Below are 18841 nucleotides of genomic sequence, written 5' to 3' on the forward strand. Positions count from 1 at the left end.
AGTTTCCGGTGATGATGTCAAGGAGGCCACACCCGATCCCATACCGAACTCGGAAGTTAAGCTCCTTGGAGCCGATGGTACTGCCAGGGTGACCTGGTGGGAGAGTAGGACGTCGCCGGGATTTTCTTCGAACCTGCGCACAGGTGTTCCTGTGCGCAGGTTTTTTTTGTCCATCGCGCTCCGGGCTGCGGGGCGCCCGCGGAAGCGCTCGTCCGGCTGGCGGCGAGGGGGGCGCCGGGAGTCCGATCTGCCTGGTCGCTGGCGAGGGGGGCCGGGGTTCAGTGCTGCGTACCGCCCGCCGGCTCGGCCGGCCGAGCTGGCAGACGAGCTACGGAACCGCTGCAAGAGGTCCGGACATGGGGCCACCTGCCGTATCGCCCGGCCGAGCCGAGCGTCGGCGACCGGGAAGCTCCTCGTCGAGCCGGTGTATGCAGGCGGGTTGGACCGAGAGCGGACGGGCTGAACGGAGGCGCTCGGAGAGGCGGACGTCCGGACACCGGGAGAGCGCGCACGAGGTGCTCAACCCTCGTCGCCGTCACCTCCCGGGCAGCGGCCGTCTGTGCGCTCACTGCTCGACGCCTTCCAGCGTGTGGCAGTTGTAACACGAGAACTCGCCCGTCTGGGTCATCGGGTCGAACCGGGGAACCTGGAGCAGGCTGGCGATCTCAGGCACCACCCGTTCGAACATGAAGTCGCTCCAGCGCGCGTGCTCCGGATCCGTCTCGTACTTCTCGATGAACGCCTCCTCGGTGCCAGGCAGCACCGTGAGCTGCGGGCTCGGCATCGCGTAGGTCCCGTCGGTCGCGCCGTCGCCGTGGCACGTGGCGCAGGTCATGCCCTCGAAGCTCGCGTCGAACGCGACGAAGATCTCCGTCATCCGCGGCAGGACGACATCCTCCATGAACTCGTCGCGCTGCTCGAAGCTCATGTCCTTCCACGCGAGCGGCTCCACGTCGGGCGCGTCGCCCTCCCCACCACACGCGGCGACGAACAGACCCACTGCGATCCAGACGCGCTTCATGACCATGTCTCCTCTCCCTCTGCAGCTCGCTCCGACGTCCATCCAGTCGATCGTGGCTCCCGGCCCGGGAGCCGCAGGGCCGCCTCATCCGCGCCCTGCCCTGTAGACCCCAGCCGCCTGCAAAACTCATCGCAAAATAGGGCACGAAGGGGAGCGACCTCGAGCGCCCACCCCTGTCCGGTCTCGATGATGTGATGTGTGTTACATTGCCGGCGAGGCTTGGCGTCGGGGCGGGGGCGCGCAGGTGCGGCCCACGGCGCAGTGGCTCTTGTCCGAGGTCGCCGCGCAGCTCGCTCGCCGCGTCGGGCAGGGGACGTGCATGCAGGCCCGGCGGTGTGGATCCGTGCGGGCAGGAACGGCACAGCGCGCCGCGCGGGTCGGCCGGGGGCGAGCCCAGGCAACGGCGCGCGCTCCCCGGTCGTGAGCGCCGTCGGCGCGTGTGCGCCGGAGGAGGAGTGAGGTATGGAATCGATTCAGCGGACCTGGTGGGTGCTGGCCGTGAGAGGCCTTGTCGGGATTCTCGTCGGGATCCTCTTCTTCATCTGGCCGCTCCCGTCGCTCGGAACGCTGGTCCTGCTGTTCGGCGCGTGGGCGTTGCTCGACGGCTCCGCGGCGTTCACGTGCGCGATCGCCGACCGCTGTGGCGTGCATTCGGTGGTCGAGGGCATCTTCGGCGTCGCCATCGCCGTGCTGACGTTCTGGCAGCCGATCCTCACCGCGTACGCGCTCTCCAGCGTCATCGCGGCGTGGGCCGCGGTGATCGGCCTCTTCAGGGTCATCGGCGCGATCCGTCTCCGGCACATGATCCCGGGCGAGCTCTGGCTGGGGCTGAGCGGGCTCACCTCCGTGCTCCTCGGCATCACCCTCGCGACGCTGCCCGTGTCCGGCGTCCTCTCGCTCGGCTGGCTCATCGGATCGTTCGCGATCGCGATCGGCGCCATGCTCCTCGGCCTCGCGCTGCGCCTCCGGCGCACGGCCAGCTCCACGGTGTCGCTGCGCCTCTCCTGACGCGCCGCTGTCGCGCGGCGGCCGGAGGGGCCTCGGGGCGCCAGAGCGCCGGGGGCGCGACGGGCGCGGGCACGACACCGCCCGCGTCCGTCCATCCGGAGACGGATCGCGCGGCGGCGTCATCTCCGCGATGATCTGAGCGGTATCGCCCGTCAGTCGATCTGGAGGTGGTAGTGCGGCGGCGTCGCCTCCGCGATGACCCGGACGCCCCCGACCTCGGCGGCGCTCTCGAGGAACGCGCGCTTCTCCCTGGAGGACATGGTCCTGTTGCGCACGTCGACCGCGCCCTTGCGGAGGTGCGCGGAGATGTAGATCCCCCGGTCGATCTGGTCCCGGATCACGGCCTCCATGGCCTCCACCACCTGCTCCGGCGGCTTGCGGGCGTTTGCCTGGTACGCCCGCGTGATCTCCCGGGCTGCCGCCTTGTTCCGGTAGAGCTGGAGGAGATCCTCGCCGAGCTTGAGCTTCGTGAACATCGCCCTGGCCTGGCGGTTCGCGTCGCGCGTCCCGCTCGTGATCACGAGGTGCTCCCCCCGCGTGCGGCGCGCGTAGCCCCGGTCGATCTTCTCGAGCTTCGCGGCGATCTTCGCGGGGAGCGTCACGCCCGGCAGCACCTTGTACGGCGGCGGGGTCCAGGGCTCCGCGCGAACGACCTTGCCGAGCGCGGTCAGCGGCGGCAGCTGCGCGCGCCGCTCCTCCTCTTCCGACGGCAGCTCATCACACTCGTCCGACGCCGCCGCCTGGGCCCGCGGCCCGGCGCTCGCCGCCGCCGACGGGCCCGGCGCGCCCTGAGCCCGCGGCGCGCCGCTCCCCGAGCCGGCGGGCGCCGCGCCGGCTTGAGGCCGATCAGCGCCCGGCAGCTCGAGGCCAGGCAGCCCGATGGACTCGAGCTTCTCGGTGCACCCTGCCGCGCACAGCAGCAGCGCGGCGGCGAGGGCGCGCCGGAAGCGCGCCGGTCCCCTGGAGCGTTCCCTCTCGGCTCGTCGGCGTGTCGGGGGCATGGGCAAGGCCGGGCCAGCCTGCCACGGCGCGCCGCGCGGGAGAAAAAAACGGCAGCGCGCCCGTGCCCCCACCGCCGAGGACCCCTCCGCGGCGAGGAGAGAGGCAGTCGACGAGCAGGATGAGCCGTCGACACGGGACCTCCGCGCCCCCAAGGCACGCTTGCTGGCCAGGGCACGCTTGATGGACCAGATGGATCGCAATCCGGCCTGCGGCCGCTCACGGCCAGATCGGGCCGGCGAGCACGACACGACACGCCGCGGGGCCCTGCGCATCTGCACCGCCGGTGCGCCACGCGCGGCCCATCCTTACGTTGTCGGCTGGAGGGAAGGTATCATGGCCAATCTCAACATTCGTCGAGGCGAGCTCGGCGAGCCGGTCGCCAACGCCTGGGATCCGATGCGCATGATGGAGCCGCTCCGCGCGTTCGATCCCTTCCGCATGATCCGCGACTTCCTGGGCAGCGACCCGTTCGCCGGCATGGTCCCGGCGACGGGCACGGCGTTCGTGCCCGATACCGAGATCAAGGAGACGAAGGACAGCTACATGATCAACATCGACCTGCCCGGCGTGCGCGAGCAGGATCTCGAGGTGTCGATCACCGGCAACCGCCTCACGGTGAGCGGTAAGCGCGAGGAGGAGGAGCGGCGCGAGGACGAGCGGTTCTTCGCCTACGAGCGCTGCTACGGCGCCTTCAGCCGCTCGTTCGTGATGCCCGAAGCGGCCGATCTCGGCAGCCTCAGCGCCGAGCTCAAGGACGGGGTGCTCCACCTCTCGGTGCCCAAGAAGGCGGAGATGCAGCCGCGCCGCATCCAGATCCGTGGCGGCGAGGAGACCGGCGGAAAGGAGAGCGCGTCCGGGCGGACCGCCGAGAGCGCGGAGACGGGCACCGCGAAGGGCGAGAGCAAGGCGGCCTAGGCCTTCGGGCCTCGGCTGCACGTCCTGGTGACGCCGCGGCGCCCGGCAGGTCGGCCTCCGGGGCCGCGGCGTCGCGCGGTCCGGAGCCGCGGCGTCGCGCAGGCTGCGGGCCGGCGCTGGCCGCCGGGTGGCCGTCCCTTGACACCGTTCGACGACGACACCTTGTTCGCCGCACCGCGACCTGGCCTTGCCCGCTGCGCTCCGCGCTCCCGGAGAGCCCGTGATGCGGAGATCCCGTGGCGGGCAGGCGCGACGGGCATTGGGCCTCAGGTCCTGACGAAACGCTGGCTCGGAACGAGGAGGGGGCACATGACTGAGCGCTTGGAGATCCGTCGCCGCACGACAGCTTTCGGGCTGGGGATGGTCGACATGAACACCGTGCAGGAGAACCGCGGCTCGTTTCTGGGGCTCGGTACCGCCCTCCTCGTGCTCGGCGTCCTCGCGATCCTCATGCCCGTGGTCGCCTCGCTGGTCACGGCGGTCGCCATCGGGGCGCTGCTGGTGCTCAGCGGCCTGTTTCTGGGCATTCACGCCTTCCGGATCCGGCGCTGGGCCAGCTCCGCCTGGTCGCTGGTGAGCGCGCTCGTCCAGATCGTCGCGGGGGTCCTGATCATGGCCTTCCCGACGACGGGCAAGGTCACGCTGACCCTGATCCTCGCGGCGTTCTTCTTCGCCGACGGCCTCCTCAGGATCATCCGCGCCGTCCAGCACCGCGAGATGCCCGCGTGGGGCTTTCTCCTGTTCGACGGGCTCGTGACGCTGGCCCTCGGCGTCCTGATCCTGTGGGGCTGGCCGAGCACCGCGGCGTGGGCGATTGGCCTGCTCGTCGGCGTCGATCTCATGATCGGCGGGGCGTCGATGCTGCTGATCGGGCTCGGCGCGCGACCCCGACCCCTGCTCGGCTCGCGCGCGTGACGGGACACAGGCTCAGGAGCTCCGAAGCCGAGGTACTGGACCCACCAGGAAGGGTGTGTGTCGTCACGGCCAAGATCCTCGGAGTCGATCCGGGTACGACGAACCGCGTCGTCGCCGTCATGGATCGGCTAAACCAGGGCCATGCCCCACGTCCCCCTGACCGGCCGCGTCGCCCTGGTGACAGGCGCCGGCACCCGCCTCGGCGCCGCGATCGCCCGCGCTCTCGCCGCCGCGGGCGCTGATCTGGCTGTCCACTACGCCACGAGCGGCGCCGGCGCGGAGGCCGTCGTCGCGGAGGCGCGAGCGCTCGGCCGCCGCGCGATCGCGCTCCAGGCCGACCTGTACGATCGCGAGGCGCTCGCCGGCCTGGCCCGGGCGGCGCTCGACTGGTCGTCCGGGCGGCTCGACGTGCTGGTCCACAACGCGGCGAACTTCGACCGCGTCGCGCCGGAGGCGCTCTCCGCCGAGGCCTGGGATCGCGCCATGGCGCTCAACGCGACCGCGCCGTACCTGCTCACGCTCGAGCTCGCCCCCGCGCTGCGCGAGCGCCGCGGCGCCATCGTCGCGCTCGCCTGCATCAGCGCCGAGCGCCCCTGGAAGAATTACATCCCGTACTCCGTCTCGAAGGCCGCGCTCGCCCACCTGGTGCGCGGCCTCGCGGTGGGCCTGGCCCCCGACGTGCGCGTCAACGGCGTCGCGCCTGGAACGGTCCTGCCGCCCTCTTCGTACGACGAGGCGACGCTCGCCCGCCTCCGCGAGCGCATCCCGCTCCGGCGCATCGGCGAGGCCGGCGACATCGCACGCGCGGTGGTGTTCCTCGCCGAGAACGACTTCATTACAGGTCAGATCCTCGCGGTCGACGGCGGCGTCTCGGTGGCGTGACGCGCCGCCTCGGGGCCGGCTCGCTTGGCGCGGCGCCTTTCGCGCGCTTTGGCTTGAACGACCGCGCCCGATCGAACCATAGTTTCACTCCCATGAGCCACACGCCCGACACCAGCGCATCCGTCCCTCTCCAGGCCGATCCCGCCCCCGGCGCGTCCGCAGAGAGCGGCCCTGCCGAGGCGCCTGCTGTTGCGGGCGGAGGGGCTGAAGCGAAGCCGGCGAGCCACGACTCGGCGCTGCCGGACGCGCTGGTGGCGTTCATGCTGGAGCGGTGGGCGCCCGTGTCCCGCGATCTGCCCCAGCCGATCGCGCACGCGGACGTGTACGCGGCGCGGCGCCGCGCGCTCTCGAAGCAGTTTCCGGCGGAGACGCTCGTCATCCCCACCGGGCACGAGAAGGTCCGCGCCAACGATACCCACTATCGCTTCCGGCCCGGCTCGGACTTCTTTTACCTGACGGGGAACCTGGAGCCTGATTGCGTGCTCGTGATGGCGCCGCAGGAGGGCGGCGGGCACCGGGACATCCTGTTCGTCGAGCCGAACCCTGGGCGCGGCGACAAGACGTTCTTCACCGATCGGGCGAAGGGGGAGCTCTGGGTCGGCCCGCGCCTCGGGATCGAGCAGAGCCGCGCGCGCTTCGGGGTCGACGAGTGCCGCGGGCTGCCCGAGCTCGACGCGTTCCTGGGCGGCCTGGTCGGCGCGGTGACGCGCCCCCACCGCGTGCTCCGCGGCATGTCCGAGCGGGTCGACAAGCTCCTGCCCCGGCACGATCGCGACAAGCAACTCGGCGAGGCGCTCTCGGAGATGCGCCTGCTCAAGGACGCGCTGGAGATCGCGGAGCTCGAGGCGGTGGTGGCGTCGACGAAGCGGGGGTTCGAGGACGTCATCCGCGCGCTCCCCGGCGGGCGCAGCGAGCGAGAGGTCGAGGGGATCTTCAACCTGCGCGCCCGGGTGGAGGGCAACGACGTCGGCTACGGGACCATCGCCGCGGCGGGGCACCACGCCTGCATCCTGCACTGGACGAGGAACGACGGCCGGCTCGAGCCGGGGGAGCTGCTCCTGCTCGACGCGGGCGTCGAGGGCAACGCGCTCTACACCGCAGACATCACCCGGACATTGCCGATCGGCGGGAGGTTCTCGCCGGAGCAGCGCGCGATCTACGAGCTCGTGCTCGAGGCGCAGGAGGCCGCGATCGGCGAGGTGAAGCCGGGCAACGATTTCATGGAGCCGAACCGCGCGGCGATGCGGGTGCTCGCGCGGGGGCTCGAGCGGCTCGGCATCCTCCACGTCTCGGCGGAGGAGGCGCTCAAGGAGGACAAGCAGTTCTATCGCCGGTACTCGCTCCACAACGTGAGCCACATGCTGGGCCTCGACGTGCACGACTGCGCGCAGGCGCGGCAGCAGGTCTACAAGTACGGCAAGCTGAAGCCGGGCATGGTGCTCACGGTGGAGCCCGGCCTCTACTTCCAGCTCGACGATGAGACGGTCCCGGAGCGCTACCGCGGCATCGGGGTGCGGATCGAGGACGATATCCTCGTCACGGAGTCGGGGTGCCGGAACCTCTCGATCGATATCCCGCGGACGGTGAGCGACGTGGAGGCCTGGATGGCGGGGCTCTGGGCGGCGCCGCGGGGGTGATCGGCGGAGGGGGGCGGCCGGGGGCCTCGTAGTCCGCGGGGGAGCCGCCGGGGGAGGGGGTGGCGCGCGCGAGGGCGGCGGGGGTCCCCCCACAAACTCGCGCCTTCTGGGGGGCTCTTGCCTCACAGAAGGGGGCAGGAGGTCCGGGGGCGACTCGCTGCGATGCGGGCCGGCGCTCGGGTTTGTGGGGCCCACCCCCGCCGCCCTCGCGCGCGCCACCCCCTCCCCCGGCGGCTCTCTCCGAGGGGGGCGGGGGGGCGTGGGTCGGGAGCGCGGGGGGCGTGCTTCGCCTGTGAGAGATGGCGACTAGTTTGCGACTTGCCGCGCGATCGCGTCGACCAGGCGGGGGATGTCGCGCTCCGCCACGGCGCAGAGCGCGACGCGCAAGGCCCCTGCGGCGATCGGGACCACGAACACGCCCTCTTGCTTCAGCCGCGACGCGGCTGCTTGCGCGTCGTCGCAGAACACCGTGATGAAGAAGCCGCCGTCGTAGCGCGGATACCGCAGCTTCCGGGCCGAGGCGAGCTCGTTCCACAGGGCCACGCGACGGTCCAGGAGCGCCTTGAGCGCCGCGCGCTCCTTCTCCGTGCGCGCCCGGAGAGAGGGTTCGGTCAGCGCGCGCGCGATCGCGGCCATGCCGCCAGCATTGCAGTTCGACCACGTGCCCCTGCACGAGTAGTTGAGCGCGTTCTGGATGCGACGGCGCTCCTCGTCGTCAGGGTGGATCGCGAGGAGCGCGCCCACCCGGAGGCCATACTGCGTGAACGCCTTCGACGCCGACCACGTGACCAGGATCATCGCCTTGCCCGCGAGCCGCAGCAGCGGGTCGAGGCAGCTGTCGAGGCCGGCGGCGCTGTAGTGCGTGTACGCCACGTCGAGCACGACCGTGATCGGCGCGCGCTCGCCCGCGGCGCCGCCCGCCTCGCCGACCCGATCGACGATCTCCGCGATGCGGGCCCACTCCTCCTCATCGAACGAATAGCCGGTCGGGTTGTGACACGGCGAGTTCAAGATGAGCATCCCGCGCCCCTGCGCCTCGACGAGCCCCTGAAGCTTCCGCTCGAGATCGACCGTGTCGAGGCGGCCGCGCTCATCGAACATCCGGAAGGTCGTGAGCCCCCGATCGAGCTCGTCCGTGAAGGTGCGGTAAGGAGCCCAGTAGTACGACGTGGTGAGCGCGGTCTGTTGTGGCTCCAGGAAGTCCGCGATCGCGAGGCGCACCGCGCCGCTGCCGCCCGGCGTGGCGACCGCGGCCGCCCACGCCGCCGCCGGCCGCTGCCCGAGCACGTCGGCCACCACGCCGCGCAGGAACTCAGGGGGGCCCGCGATGGGCGCATAGCCGGCCATGACGCTGGCCGGCAGCTCGCGCAGCGCCTCGGCCACGCCGCTCATCACGGCAAGCTCCCCGCGATCGTCCAGCAAGACCCCGATGGTGGCGTTCACGACAGACTCGCCCGCCGCCGCTCGCTCGCTCGCCTCCGCGTTCAGCGTGAAGATCGGGTCGTTGCCAGGTCGGTCGGCGCGTGACGGGATCAGAAAATCCATGGACGTTGCGGCTAGCACGTTTGTCGCGCGGCCGCGATGACGGGGCGGGCGGCGCGCGGGGCGCGATCCCCGCGGCCGAGCAGGGCAGCGCCCGCTCGGGCGCCGCCGGCGCTGCGGCGCCGGGGCAACGCGGCAAACGTGACAGACATGACAACCTCAGCAAGCGCGATGCGTCGACGCCGGAGGCGATGGCTGCGCGCAAGCCGCGGCGCTACCCTGCCGAGGAGGAGACGCCAATGCACAAGTCTCGCCTTCAGCGTGGGTCAGGGATCGCCACCCATCCGACCGGACGGAACGGGCGTGCGGCGCTCGTGACGTCCTTGCTCGCCGCGGCCGCGCTGGTCGCGGTGCCCGGCGCCGCCAGGGCCGACGGCGCGGACGACCCGGGCGCCGAGGCCGCGCTCGCGGCGCGCTCGCCAGGGCCGCCCGGGCTCCCGGACTACGCCGACCCCGGGCTCCCGGGCATGGCCGAACCCGCCGTGCGCGGCCTGGAGAGGCTGATCGAGCCGGTCGCGACCGCGGGCGAGCCGCTGCTCGGCCTCAGCGCCGACCTCGACGAGTCGAGCTACGACATCCCCGGGCAGATCGTCGTCGACGCCCGCGACGACCTCGACGACAGCGCGCTCGCCACCCTCGCGCGCGACTTCTCCCTGCTGAAGGTCACGCCGACCGCGCTCGCCTCCGACACCCGGATCCACATCGCCACGGTCGATGGCCCCCTCGGCGCGACGCTCGCGCGGCTCGCGCGCGACCCGCGCGTCGAGGTGGCCGAGCCGCTCGCCTGGGTGCGGGCGTCGTTCGTCGCGAACGATCCGCTGCTGAAGGACCAGTGGCACATGGCGCGCGTCGGCGCCGAGCGCGCGTGGGACTTCGCCACCGGCCGCGGGGTCACGGTCGCGGTGGTCGACACCGGCATCGCGTGCGAGGACCACGGGCCGTTCACCAAGGGGAGCGACCTGAAGTCGACCGAGTGCGTGGGGGGCTGGAACTTCGTCAACAAGACGACGCACGCGAACGACGATCAGGGCCACGGCACGCACGTCGCGGGGACGATCGCGCAGTCGACGAACAACGGCCTCGGCGCCGCGGGGCTCGCGTTCCACGCGCGGCTCATGCCGGTCAAGGTGCTGAACGAGAACGGCTGGGGCACGACCGCCGACGTGGCCGACGGCATCCGCTGGGCCGCCGAGAACGGCGCCGACGTCATCAACCTGAGCCTCGGCGGCCCGCGCAACTCCAAGGTCCTCCAGAGCGCGATCGACCACGCGATCTCGCGCGGCACGGTCGTCGTCGCGGCGGCCGGCAACACCGGCGGCCGCGTGCAGTACCCCGGCGCCTCCGACGGCGTCATCGGCGTGAGCGCCACGGACGCGAACGACAAGCTCGCGAGGTTCTCCTCGCGCGGCCAGGGCGTCGACGTCGCGGCGCCGGGGGTCAACGTCACCCAGCAGACCATCTGCAACCGCGGGCGCGACAAGTGCGAGAACTACTCCGTGTACAGCGGCACCTCGATGGCCGCCCCCCACGTGGCCGGCGCCGCGGCGCTGCTCGTGAGCCTCGGCGTGTCGGAGCCGCGCGCGGTCGAGGACGCGCTCCGCGCCGGGGCGCGCGTGGTCGACGACTCCGATGGCGGCAAGCTCCTCTACGGCGCCGGCATCCTGGACGCCGCAAGCTCGGTCGCGCGCGTGACGCAGACCCACATGGTCGTGCGGCTGCTCGCGCTGCTGCTGCTCGCGGGCTGGGTGGGCCGCCGCGCCCGCAAGAGGGACGCGAGCGCCTCGAGCCCGTGGCAGGCGAGCTTCCTGATCCCCGCGCTCGCGGCGGGGCCGGGGCTGTTCTTCTTCGCGCCGTGGCTCCTGCCGCGGGTGGATCTCGTCGTCGACGTGCTGGCCCGGCCGATCGCCGATCTCGATCTGCTGATCGGCGCGTCGGTCCACCGCTGGCTCCCGCTCGCCAACGCCCTGCTCCCGCTCGGCCTGACCTCGCTCTTCTTCGGCGTGAAGCGGCTCAGGCCGGTGATCGCGGGCGTGGCGGTCGGCACGGCGGCCTACCTCACGTCCGTCGTCGTGCTCGGCGAGGCCGCCGGCCCCTTCGGCCGGCTGGCCCTCGTCGTCTGGTGCGCGGTCAACGCCGCGGCCTGCCTCTGGATCGCCCGGACCAACCTGTCCGCGTCGCGCTGAGCTCGGCGCGCGACCGCGCCACCCCCGGGCAGACAGCCCGGTCCTCAGAGACCGCCCCTCCAAAACGAGCTAGGATGCCGCGCCATGCGGCCCGGCATCCTGCTCCTGCTGTTCACGCTGCTCCTCGGGGCCTGCGGCGGCTCTTCCAGCGAGACGCCGTGGCCCGCCGAGCCGGAGACCCCCGCGCTCGGCCCCTCGGACGAGGTGTCCGATCCGGCCGACCCGCGCGCGGCCCCCGAAGACGTGAACGAGGGGGCGGCGGGGCCGGCTGACGCCGGCCGCTGACCCCGCGGCGGGAGGACGGCATGGCGGGAGGGGGGACGGCGGGCGCGCAGCGGAGGGCCTGGCTCACCGCGACCCTGCTCTCCGTGGCGCTGCTGGTCGCGCCGCTCCTCGTCTGGCTGTTCCTGCCGCGTCCTGCCCCGGTGATGCCGGCGCGGCCCGAGCCCGCGCCGGCAGAGCTCCCCCGGCCGGAGCCGGAGGCCTCGGCGCCCAACGAGGCCGAGGTCGTGGCCGTGGCGCCGCCTCCGGAGCCGCCGCCGCCGCCGCGGGAGACCGTCGTCGCGAGCGCGGGGCCGGTCCGCGGCGTGGTCCTCGATCCGGAAGGCCGCCCCAGCGCCGGCGCCGTGGTCCGCTGCCGCGAGCCGCCGGGCGTGTCGGCGAGCACCGACGCCGAGGGGCGCTTCGAGCTGCCGCCCGAGGCCGACGGCTGCGAGGCGACCGCCGAGCAGGCGCCGTTCGGCGACGCCGAGCCCACGCGTGTCGCCGCGGGCGGCGACAACGTCCTCCGCCTGCTCGCCGCGGGCGGGATCGCGGGCGAGGTCGTCGACGAGTCGGGCAGGCCGGTCGAGGCGTACCTCCTGGCCATCGAGTCGTTCGTGCCGGCCGGGACCGCCGATCGCGGCAGCGTGAACGGCCGCGCGCGCAAGGTGCTCGACCCGGGCGGCGCGTTCCAGTGGGGCGACCTCGCGCCGGGCCGCTACGTGCTGGCGGCGAGCGCGGCCGGCCGCCCGCCCGCGCGGAGCCCGTCCGTCGACGTGGAGGCCGGCCGCGTCACCCGCGGCGTGCGGATCGTGCTGCCGCAGGGCGCGACGTTGCGGGGCCGGGTCGTCGACGCCGCGTCGGGCGCGCCGGTCGTCGAGGCGCAGGTCGAGCTCGACTCCGTGACGTCCTCCGGCGCGAACGCGATCTCGCTCGTGCTCACCGACGCGAACGGCGACTACGAGCTCGAGGGGGTGCCCGCGAGCGGGCCGTTCTCGGTGCGCGTGCGCCACGAGGCGTACGTGAGCAAGATCGTGCCCGGGCTCGACGCGCGCGGCGCGGGCTCGGCGCGCGCCGACATCGAGCTCCGCCCGCTGGGCGACGACGGCTCGCGCGAGGAGCTCACCGGCATCGGCGCGATGCTCTCGGTCTCCCCGAGCGGCGTCGTGATCGCCGACGTCATCGAGGGCGGGCCCGCCGCGCTCGCCGGCCTCGCGCGGGGCGACGTCATCGTCCGGATCGACGGGGAGAGCGCGGCGGATCTCCCGCTCTCGGACTGCATCCAGCGCCTCCGCGGCGCGCCGGGGACGCGCGTCACCGTCGGGGTGGAGCGGGAGGGCCGCGCCCTCGACGTGACAATGCGGCGCGACGTCGTGGTTCGGTGAACCGGCCGCGCGCCGAGGTGCTAAGGGTCCGTCCATGTCCCCGCGCCCCACCGCGCTGCCCCCGGCCGGAGCTCCGGACGTCCTCTACCTGATCGACCTCTCCGGCTACGTCTTCCGCGCCTACCACGCGATCAGCCCGCTCTCGAGCCCGAGCGGCGAGCCGACGCATGCGACGTACGGCACCGTCGCGATGCTCACGAAGCTCGTGGACGAGCGCAAGCCCGCGTACCTCGGCGTGGCGATGGACTCGCCGGGCAAGACGTTCCGCGACGAGCTCGACGCCCGCTACAAGGCGCACCGGCCTCCGCCGCCGCCCGACCTCGGGGTGCAGATGAGCCGGTGCCGGGAGATCGTCGAGGCGTACCGCATCCCGATCTTCATCCGCGAGGGGCTCGAGGCCGACGATCTCATCGCCGTCGCGGTCGCGCGGGCCATGGAGCGGGGGCTGCGCGTCGTCATCGCGTCGAGCGACAAGGATCTCATGCAGCTCGTCGACGGCGAGCGGGTGGTGCTCTGGGACGCGATGCGCGACAAGGTCTACGGCGAGCCCGAGGTGATCGCGAAGTTCGGGGTGCCGCCGGGGCAGGTGCGCGATCTGCTCGCGCTCGTCGGCGACAGCTCCGACAACGTGCCCGGCGTGCCCGGCGTCGGCCTGAAGACGGCCGCCGAGCTGCTCGCGCAGTTCGGATCGCTCGCCTCGATCTACGCCCGCCTGGACGAGGTCAAGAAGCCGAGGATCCGCGAGTCGCTCAGGCAGAACGAGGCGGACGCGCTCCTCTCGCAGAAGCTCGTGACGCTCGACGGCTCGGCGCCCGTCTCGCTCGATCTGGAGACGCTGCGCTACGGCGGCGCGGACACGGGCAGGCTGCGAGAGCTCTTCACGGAGCTCGGCTTCTCGCGCTTCCTGAAGGCGGTCCGCGCGCCGGAGCCCACGGCGCGCGCGGCGACCTACCGCGTCATCACGGCGCGCGCGGAGCTCGAGGAGTTCGTCAGGAAGGCGCGCGCCGCGGGGCGCCTCGCGCTCGACGTGCAGGCGACGAGCCGCGAGCCGATGAGCGCCCACGTCTGCGGCGTCGCGCTCGCCTGCGAGCCGGGGGACGCCGTGTACGTCCCGCTCGGGCACCGCTACCTCGGCGCCCCGGCCCAGCTGTCGATGCGCGACGTCGACGCGGTCCTCGGCCCGGCGCTCGCCGACCCCGAGCTCCCGAAGGTCGGCCACGACGTGAAGTTCTGCGAGGTGATCCTGCTGCGGCACGGCATCGGGCTCGTCGGCGTGGCGTTCGACACGATGCTGGCGAGCTACCTGCTCGATCCCGAGGCGAAGAACCAGCTCCACGAGCTCGCCGAGCGCGAGCTCGGCCAGAAGATGCGGACCCTCGAGGAGGCGGCCCCGAAGCGGCGCGGGCAGGCGCAGCGCGGCCTCGACGAGATAGAGCTCGGCGAGGCGTCGGGCTTCGCGGCCGCGTTCGCGGACGTCGCGCTGGCGCTCACCGACCGGCTGCGCCCGCGGCTCCGCGCCGAGCGGCTCGAGGACCTGCTCGTGCAGATCGAGCTGCCCCTCGCCGCGGTGCTCGCGGAGATGGAGCTCACGGGCGTGCTCTGCGATCCGAAGGCGCTCGCGGCGCTCGGCGCGCAGATGACGACCGAGCTCGCGGCGCTGGAGCAGAAGGCGCGCGACCTGCTCGGGCACGACGTCAACCTGGCGTCGCCGAAGCAGCTCGAGGCGGTGCTGTTCGACGAGCTCAAGCTGCGCTCCCAGCGCAAGACCAAGACCGGCCGCTCGACCGACGCCGACGTGCTCGAGGCGCTCACCGAGGACCACCCGTTCCCGGGCGTCGTGCTCGAGCACCGCGCGATCGCCAAGCTCAAGGGCACGTACGTCGACGCGCTGCCGCGCCTCGTGCACCCGGTCACGGGCCGCATCCACACGCGCTGGAGCCAGGCCGTGGCCGCGACCGGGCGGCTCTCGTCCCAGGACCCGAACCTGCAGAACATCCCGATCCGCACGGAGCTCGGCCGGATGATCCGGCGGGCGTTCGTCGCCCCGCCCGGGAGCGTGATCGTGAGCGCCGACTACTCCCAGATCGAGCTGCGCGTGCTCGCGCACCTGTCCAGGGATCCGGTGCTCGTCGACGCCTTCCGCGCCGGGCAGGACGTGCACGTGCGCACGGCGATGGAGATCTTCGGCGTGGACGAGGCGGGGGTCACGGACGAGATGCGCCGCCGGAGCAAGACGATCAACTTCGGCGTGATCTACGGGATGGGCGAGGCGGCGCTGGCCAAGCGCCTCGACATCTCGCGCGCGGAGGCGGCGCGCTTCATCGACGCCTACTTCTCGCGTTACCGCGGCGTGCACGAGTTCATGGAGCGGACGATGGCCGACGCGCGGCGCTCCGAGTCGGTGCGCACGCTGCTCGGCCGGCGCCGCCTCCTCCCGGATCTGCGCAGCAGCGACCGCATGCGCCGCGCCCAGGCCGAGCGCATCGCGCAGAACACCCCCATCCAGGGGACGGCGGCGGACCTCCTGAAGCTCGCGATGGTGCGCGTGCCGCGGCCGGTCGTCCCCGGCGCGCGCATGGTGCTCACGGTGCACGACGAGCTCGCGTTCGAGGTGCCGGTCGAGGCCGTGGACGAGGCGAAGGCCAGGATCCGCCAGGCCATGGAGTCGGTCTTCCCGCTCGACGTGCCGCTCGTCGTCGACATCGGCCACGGCCCGACCTGGGCCGACGCCCACTGATCGCGCCGCGAGGACCGACGGAACGCCGCGCGGCGAGATCCGGCGGAGAGCCAGCGGCGGCTCCGCGGCCCCGCGGCATCACAGCGGCGGCTCCGCGGCCCCGCGGCGCCACGAGCAGACAAAACGACGACGCCCGCTCCACCTTGCGGTGAGCGGGACGTTCGTGCAGGGAGTGGGAGCTCAGCTCGCGGCGGCCTTGGCGGCGACGCTCGCCTTGTGAAGGGCCAGGGCCAGGCGGCTCTTCACACGCGACGCGCGCTTGGCCGGGATCGTCCCCTTCGACGCGGCGCGATCGAGCGCGCTCACCGCGGCGGTCACCAGCGCGGCGGACTCCTGCGGACCGCCCTTCAGCGCCGTGCGCGCCTTCTTGATGGTCGTGCGGAGCTCCGACTTGGCGGCGCGATTGCGCGCGGTCCTCGTGATGCGCTGGCGGTTGCGCTTGTCGGCAGATGCGTGATTGGCCATGAGAAAAGCTCTCCTACTTCTTCGCCTGCGTCCCGTCGGACGGGGCAGCGCGCAGGGCGTCCGGCGCGTTCTGATCGTAGCCCGCCGGATGGATCGGGAACTTCGGGGTGCCGTTCGCACGCTCGAAGCGCTTGCGGCGGGAACCCGAAGTACGCGCCTTGCGCTGACGGATGCGCTGGGTTTGCTGAGTCGCGGAAACCATGGGGGCGCGCATTCTACCCGCGGGGACATCCCTGTCAACCTGGACCGCGCTGCGCCTGTCTTCCCCAGCGTGGCTCGACGCTCAGGGGGGCCTCGGCGCGGCGCACGCCGGCCGGCCCCGGCCGGCCGCGGCGCGGGCGCTACGGCCGGATCGTCGCGTGGACCGAGAACGACGGCTTGGAGAACGGACCCACGTTCGCGCCCTTGAGCGCGGATTGCACGCAGCTCGACTGGCCGTTCGACGCCGCCCAGCCGCTCACGGTCACCTTGCTCACCGCGCCTGACGACGAGAACGTGATCTGCGCGCGCGACACGCCGTCGGCGCCCGCCACGCAGGCCCTCGCGCCACCCATGACCGGACCGAGCGCGGCCTGGACCGATCCCTGCGACGGCTGCTCGGGAATGTTCTGCTGCTGCCGGAGCGGACCCGAAGCAGGCACCGGCGCCTCGGACACGACCGACGGGCTCTTGGCCCCATCAGAGCCCACCGCGGCCTGCATGGCGGACGACAGGTCCTCCGCCTCGCCGGTCGCGGCCGGCGCGGCCGCCACCTTGCCCGGCTCCGCCTTCGGCGCCGCGGCGGCCGCCGCAGGCGCCGCCGGCGCGGGGGCAACGGCCGGCGCGCCGGTCGGCGTCCTCGCCTTGGGCAACACGGCGAGCTTCCCCTCCGCTGGGACGAGCGGCTGCTCGGTCACCGCGTTCTTCTCCGCGTTCGCCGCGGCCGCCGCCGGCGCGGCGGCGATCGGGGCGGGCGCTGCCGGTGCGGTCGGCGCGGCCTGCTCGTCGACGGGAGGCGCCGGCGTCGCCGGGGCGGCAGGCGGCGCTGCCGCGCTCTCCTGCTGCGGCACGGCCGCGGGCGTCCGCAACATCATCGTGACCGCCGCGGCCATGCCGAGGGCTGCCACGGCCGCGCCGGCGATCATCCCGCCGGACACTCGCCGGGCCGAGGCCTCGGCCGCGGAGGCGCGGGCCGGAGCGCGCCGCCTCCCCGCGGACACCGCGGCGACCTCCGCGGGCCTCTCGCCGTCGAGCGGGTCGGCCGTGCCAGGCTGCGCCTGCTCGGCGGCGTCCACCTGCTCCTGGGCCGCCGACGCGCTGAGCCGGTTGAGATCGATGACCCCTGAATCCTCGGCCACCCTCTCGGCCGGGCGCAGCGAAGGCGACGACCCACGGCCGGTGGAGGGGAGCGAGCCGCGCGGCGTCGAGCCGCGGCCGGAGGGCGGCAGCGGCGTGGACGCGCGGCCCGATGACGGCAGCGGCGTGGTCAGGGCGCTGCGGCTGGACGGCAGCGGCGTCACGAGCGCCGCGCTGCCCACCCCGGGCGCGCTGCTCGTGCGGCCCGACGCCTGGCTGGCCCGCTCGGCGATCTCCTTCAACGACGGGCGCTTCCTCTCCGGCGGCCGCGAGGCGCTCGCGGCCCCGGCTGCGCCGGATCGGGGCGCCATGGCGCCGTGCTCTCCCGTTGCAGGGGCTCCGTGCGTGATGTCCTCGATCTGCGCTTCGCCCGGCTCCGGGGCGAGATCAGGGGCCGCGAGGAGGCTGGCCAGCTCGGCCGTGTCCTCCGGGCGCCGCGACGTGGCGGCCTCGACGATCCGAGCTGCTCGCGCCTCCCACGCCGCCTCGTCGTCGTCGGTGGCAGGCCATCCGTGGAGCATCCCGTCGAGGTCGAGCTTGCTGCTGGTGACGTTCATTCGGCGTCCCCTCCGAAACCGCGCTCCGCGAGGTACGCGCGGAGCTTGCGGCGCGCCTCGTGGACGCGCCAGGCGACTGTTCCTTCCGGACAACCCAGGATCTTGGAGGCATCGTCGTGCGGCACGCCGTCGATGCACACGAGGATCAACGTCGTCCGCAGCGTGTCCGAGAGCGCGTCGATGCCCTCGCAGAGCGCCGCCGCGAGCTCGCGCCGCTGCGTCGTCGCGGCCGGATCGACGCCGTGGCTCGGGCGCGTCTCGAGCAGCAGAGACTCGATCCGCGGATCGTCCGACGGGGTCGAGTTCCTGCTCGGCTTGCGGGCCCGGATCATGTTGAGCGAGAGGTTCACGGCGATCCGGTAGAGCCAGGTGAACGGCTCGCTCCGGCCGTCGAACCGATCGAGCGCCTGGTAGGCCCGGACGAACGTCTCCTGGGTCACGTCCTCCGCCTCCGCGCCCGAGCGGACGAGATGGAACGCCAGCCGGAAGATCCGCTTCTGATATCGACGAACCAGCACCCCGAAGGCCTGGGCGTCTCCGCTCCGAGCTTGATCGACGAGCTCACGATCGGTGGGTTTGGCCATCCTAGCCGCCTCGGGGTGCGAGTTGTCTCCAGCGCACGGACGACAGCGCAGCCGCGGCCAGCCCCTCGCGACCGCCACTGGCTGTCCCGGCGGGAGGCGCCCCTCGCGGCGAGCCCCGCTTCGCGGACGCGTAGCAGGGCGCTAAGGAGGCAAGTTCCACGTTCAGGCGCGCGAAGATAGCCGAACACTTCTTCTAGGACAAACCATGCGCCTGGACCTTGGGCGCCGCGTGTGCCTTCGACTGGCCGGGCAGTATGCCCGTGCTGGCGCGCGGCGCCGGCCGGTCTCGGCGTCCTGGTCGACACGGCGCCGGGCCGGCGCGCCCGCGCGCCCGCGCCCCCACGCGATGGCTGCGCGAGCGCGGCCTGCGCACGGGCGCCCCGCGCGCGGCCGGCCGCGCCGCTGCTATGGT

Annotated in this window: 16 protein-coding genes and 1 rRNA gene; 10 read left to right on the forward strand and 7 right to left on the reverse strand. The window is 73.2% G+C overall.

Annotation, left to right across the window (positions count from 1 at the left end; genetic code table 11):
- Positions 1-4 precede the first annotated feature (4 nt).
- Positions 5-121 (forward strand): 5S ribosomal RNA (rrf, locus tag WMF31_RS39805).
- Between the two features lie 444 nt (positions 122-565).
- Here the strand turns inward: rrf and WMF31_RS39810 are convergent.
- On the reverse strand, positions 566-1027 hold the full coding sequence (locus tag WMF31_RS39810; RefSeq protein WP_436607100.1) for a hypothetical protein: 462 nt from the start codon (positions 1025-1027) through the stop codon (positions 566-568).
- A gap of 456 nt (positions 1028-1483) precedes the next feature.
- On the opposite strand from WMF31_RS39810, the gene WMF31_RS39815 reads away from it, so the two are divergent.
- Positions 1484-2029 carry an HdeD family acid-resistance protein gene (locus tag WMF31_RS39815; RefSeq protein ID WP_436607101.1) on the forward strand — a complete coding sequence of 182 codons (546 nt, stop codon included), beginning with the start codon at positions 1484-1486 and terminating at the stop codon, positions 2027-2029.
- A gap of 152 nt (positions 2030-2181) precedes the next feature.
- Here the strand turns inward: WMF31_RS39815 and WMF31_RS39820 are convergent, their stop codons facing one another.
- Positions 2182-3030, reverse strand: a complete 849-nt coding sequence (locus tag WMF31_RS39820) for a hypothetical protein (RefSeq protein WP_436607102.1) — start codon at positions 3028-3030, stop codon at positions 2182-2184.
- 334 nt (positions 3031-3364) lie between these two features.
- On the opposite strand from WMF31_RS39820, the gene WMF31_RS39825 reads away from it, so the two are divergent.
- The 4 genes from WMF31_RS39825 (at position 3365) to WMF31_RS39840 (ending at position 7380) form a co-directional block, all read left to right on the forward strand.
- On the forward strand, positions 3365-3946 hold the full coding sequence (locus tag WMF31_RS39825) for an Hsp20/alpha crystallin family protein (protein WP_436607103.1): 582 nt from the start codon (positions 3365-3367) through the stop codon (positions 3944-3946).
- Between the two features lie 309 nt (positions 3947-4255).
- Complete coding sequence (locus WMF31_RS39830) at positions 4256-4861, forward strand: HdeD family acid-resistance protein (protein ID WP_436607104.1); 606 nt, start codon at positions 4256-4258, stop codon at positions 4859-4861.
- Between the two features lie 141 nt (positions 4862-5002).
- Positions 5003-5743, forward strand: coding sequence for an SDR family oxidoreductase (locus tag WMF31_RS39835; protein ID WP_436607105.1), 741 nt, complete (start codon positions 5003-5005; stop codon positions 5741-5743).
- Positions 5744-5835: 92 nt separating this feature from the next.
- Positions 5836-7380 carry an aminopeptidase P family protein gene (locus WMF31_RS39840; RefSeq protein WP_436607106.1) on the forward strand — a complete coding sequence of 515 codons (1545 nt, stop codon included), beginning with the start codon at positions 5836-5838 and terminating at the stop codon, positions 7378-7380.
- Between the two features lie 306 nt (positions 7381-7686).
- Here WMF31_RS39840 and WMF31_RS39845 read toward each other — a convergent pair whose 3' ends face one another.
- Entirely contained in the window at positions 7687-8925 is a 1239-nt protein-coding gene (locus WMF31_RS39845; RefSeq protein ID WP_436607107.1) for a pyridoxal phosphate-dependent aminotransferase, read from the reverse strand.
- 311 nt (positions 8926-9236) lie between these two features.
- Here WMF31_RS39845 and WMF31_RS39850 point away from each other — a divergent pair, with 311 nt between their 5' ends.
- From WMF31_RS39850 to polA, 4 genes are all read left to right on the forward strand, one after another.
- Positions 9237-11105, forward strand: a complete 1869-nt coding sequence (locus WMF31_RS39850; protein WP_436607108.1) for a S8 family peptidase — start codon at positions 9237-9239, stop codon at positions 11103-11105.
- Positions 11106-11189: 84 nt separating this feature from the next.
- A complete protein-coding gene (locus tag WMF31_RS39855) occupies positions 11190-11390 on the forward strand; it encodes a hypothetical protein (protein ID WP_436607109.1) in 201 nt (66 codons plus the stop codon).
- A gap of 20 nt (positions 11391-11410) precedes the next feature.
- Complete coding sequence (locus WMF31_RS39860; protein ID WP_436607110.1) at positions 11411-12751, forward strand: carboxypeptidase regulatory-like domain-containing protein; 1341 nt, start codon at positions 11411-11413, stop codon at positions 12749-12751.
- A 34-nt stretch (positions 12752-12785) separates the two neighbouring features.
- Complete coding sequence (polA, locus tag WMF31_RS39865) at positions 12786-15488, forward strand: DNA polymerase I (protein WP_436607111.1); 2703 nt, start codon at positions 12786-12788, stop codon at positions 15486-15488.
- A 180-nt stretch (positions 15489-15668) separates the two neighbouring features.
- Here the strand turns inward: polA and rpsT are convergent, their stop codons facing one another.
- The 4 genes from rpsT to WMF31_RS39885 form a co-directional block, all read right to left on the reverse strand.
- Entirely contained in the window at positions 15669-15953 is a 285-nt protein-coding gene (gene rpsT / locus WMF31_RS39870) for a 30S ribosomal protein S20 (RefSeq protein ID WP_436607112.1), read from the reverse strand.
- Between the two features lie 13 nt (positions 15954-15966).
- Positions 15967-16155: a hypothetical protein gene (locus WMF31_RS39875; RefSeq protein ID WP_129355490.1), complete on the reverse strand. Its 189-nt coding sequence runs from the start codon at positions 16153-16155 to the stop codon at positions 15967-15969.
- Positions 16156-16294: 139 nt separating this feature from the next.
- Positions 16295-17845, reverse strand: coding sequence for a hypothetical protein (locus WMF31_RS39880; protein ID WP_436607113.1), 1551 nt, complete (start codon positions 17843-17845; stop codon positions 16295-16297).
- Positions 17842-18429, reverse strand: a complete 588-nt coding sequence (locus tag WMF31_RS39885) for an RNA polymerase sigma factor (RefSeq protein ID WP_129355492.1) — start codon at positions 18427-18429, stop codon at positions 17842-17844. Before WMF31_RS39885 ends, WMF31_RS39880 begins: the two co-directional genes overlap by 4 nt.
- Positions 18430-18841 lie beyond the last annotated feature (412 nt).

Origin of the sequence: Sorangium sp. So ce1036 (assembly GCF_051369805.1) — a bacterium.
In the GTDB taxonomy this organism is placed as follows: Bacteria; Myxococcota_A; Polyangia; order Polyangiales; family Polyangiaceae; genus Sorangium; species Sorangium cellulosum_F.

Coding starts and splice junctions, on each gene's coding strand:
- WMF31_RS39810 (WP_436607100.1), bottom strand. CDS start 1,027: ATGGTCATGAAGCGCGTCTGGATCGCAGTGGGTCTGTTCGTCGCCGCG.
- WMF31_RS39815 (WP_436607101.1), top strand. CDS start 1,484: ATGGAATCGATTCAGCGGACCTGGTGGGTGCTGGCCGTGAGAGGCCTT.
- WMF31_RS39820 (WP_436607102.1), bottom strand. CDS start 3,030: ATGCCCCCGACACGCCGACGAGCCGAGAGGGAACGCTCCAGGGGACCG.
- WMF31_RS39825 (WP_436607103.1), top strand. CDS start 3,365: ATGGCCAATCTCAACATTCGTCGAGGCGAGCTCGGCGAGCCGGTCGCC.
- WMF31_RS39830 (WP_436607104.1), top strand. CDS start 4,256: ATGACTGAGCGCTTGGAGATCCGTCGCCGCACGACAGCTTTCGGGCTG.
- WMF31_RS39835 (WP_436607105.1), top strand. CDS start 5,003: ATGCCCCACGTCCCCCTGACCGGCCGCGTCGCCCTGGTGACAGGCGCC.
- WMF31_RS39840 (WP_436607106.1), top strand. CDS start 5,836: ATGAGCCACACGCCCGACACCAGCGCATCCGTCCCTCTCCAGGCCGAT.
- WMF31_RS39845 (WP_436607107.1), bottom strand. CDS start 8,925: ATGGATTTTCTGATCCCGTCACGCGCCGACCGACCTGGCAACGACCCG.
- WMF31_RS39855 (WP_436607109.1), top strand. CDS start 11,190: ATGCGGCCCGGCATCCTGCTCCTGCTGTTCACGCTGCTCCTCGGGGCC.
- WMF31_RS39860 (WP_436607110.1), top strand. CDS start 11,411: ATGGCGGGAGGGGGGACGGCGGGCGCGCAGCGGAGGGCCTGGCTCACC.
- polA (WP_436607111.1), top strand. CDS start 12,786: ATGTCCCCGCGCCCCACCGCGCTGCCCCCGGCCGGAGCTCCGGACGTC.
- rpsT (WP_436607112.1), bottom strand. CDS start 15,953: ATGGCCAATCACGCATCTGCCGACAAGCGCAACCGCCAGCGCATCACG.
- WMF31_RS39875 (WP_129355490.1), bottom strand. CDS start 16,155: ATGGTTTCCGCGACTCAGCAAACCCAGCGCATCCGTCAGCGCAAGGCG.
- WMF31_RS39880 (WP_436607113.1), bottom strand. CDS start 17,845: ATGAACGTCACCAGCAGCAAGCTCGACCTCGACGGGATGCTCCACGGA.
- WMF31_RS39885 (WP_129355492.1), bottom strand. CDS start 18,429: ATGGCCAAACCCACCGATCGTGAGCTCGTCGATCAAGCTCGGAGCGGA.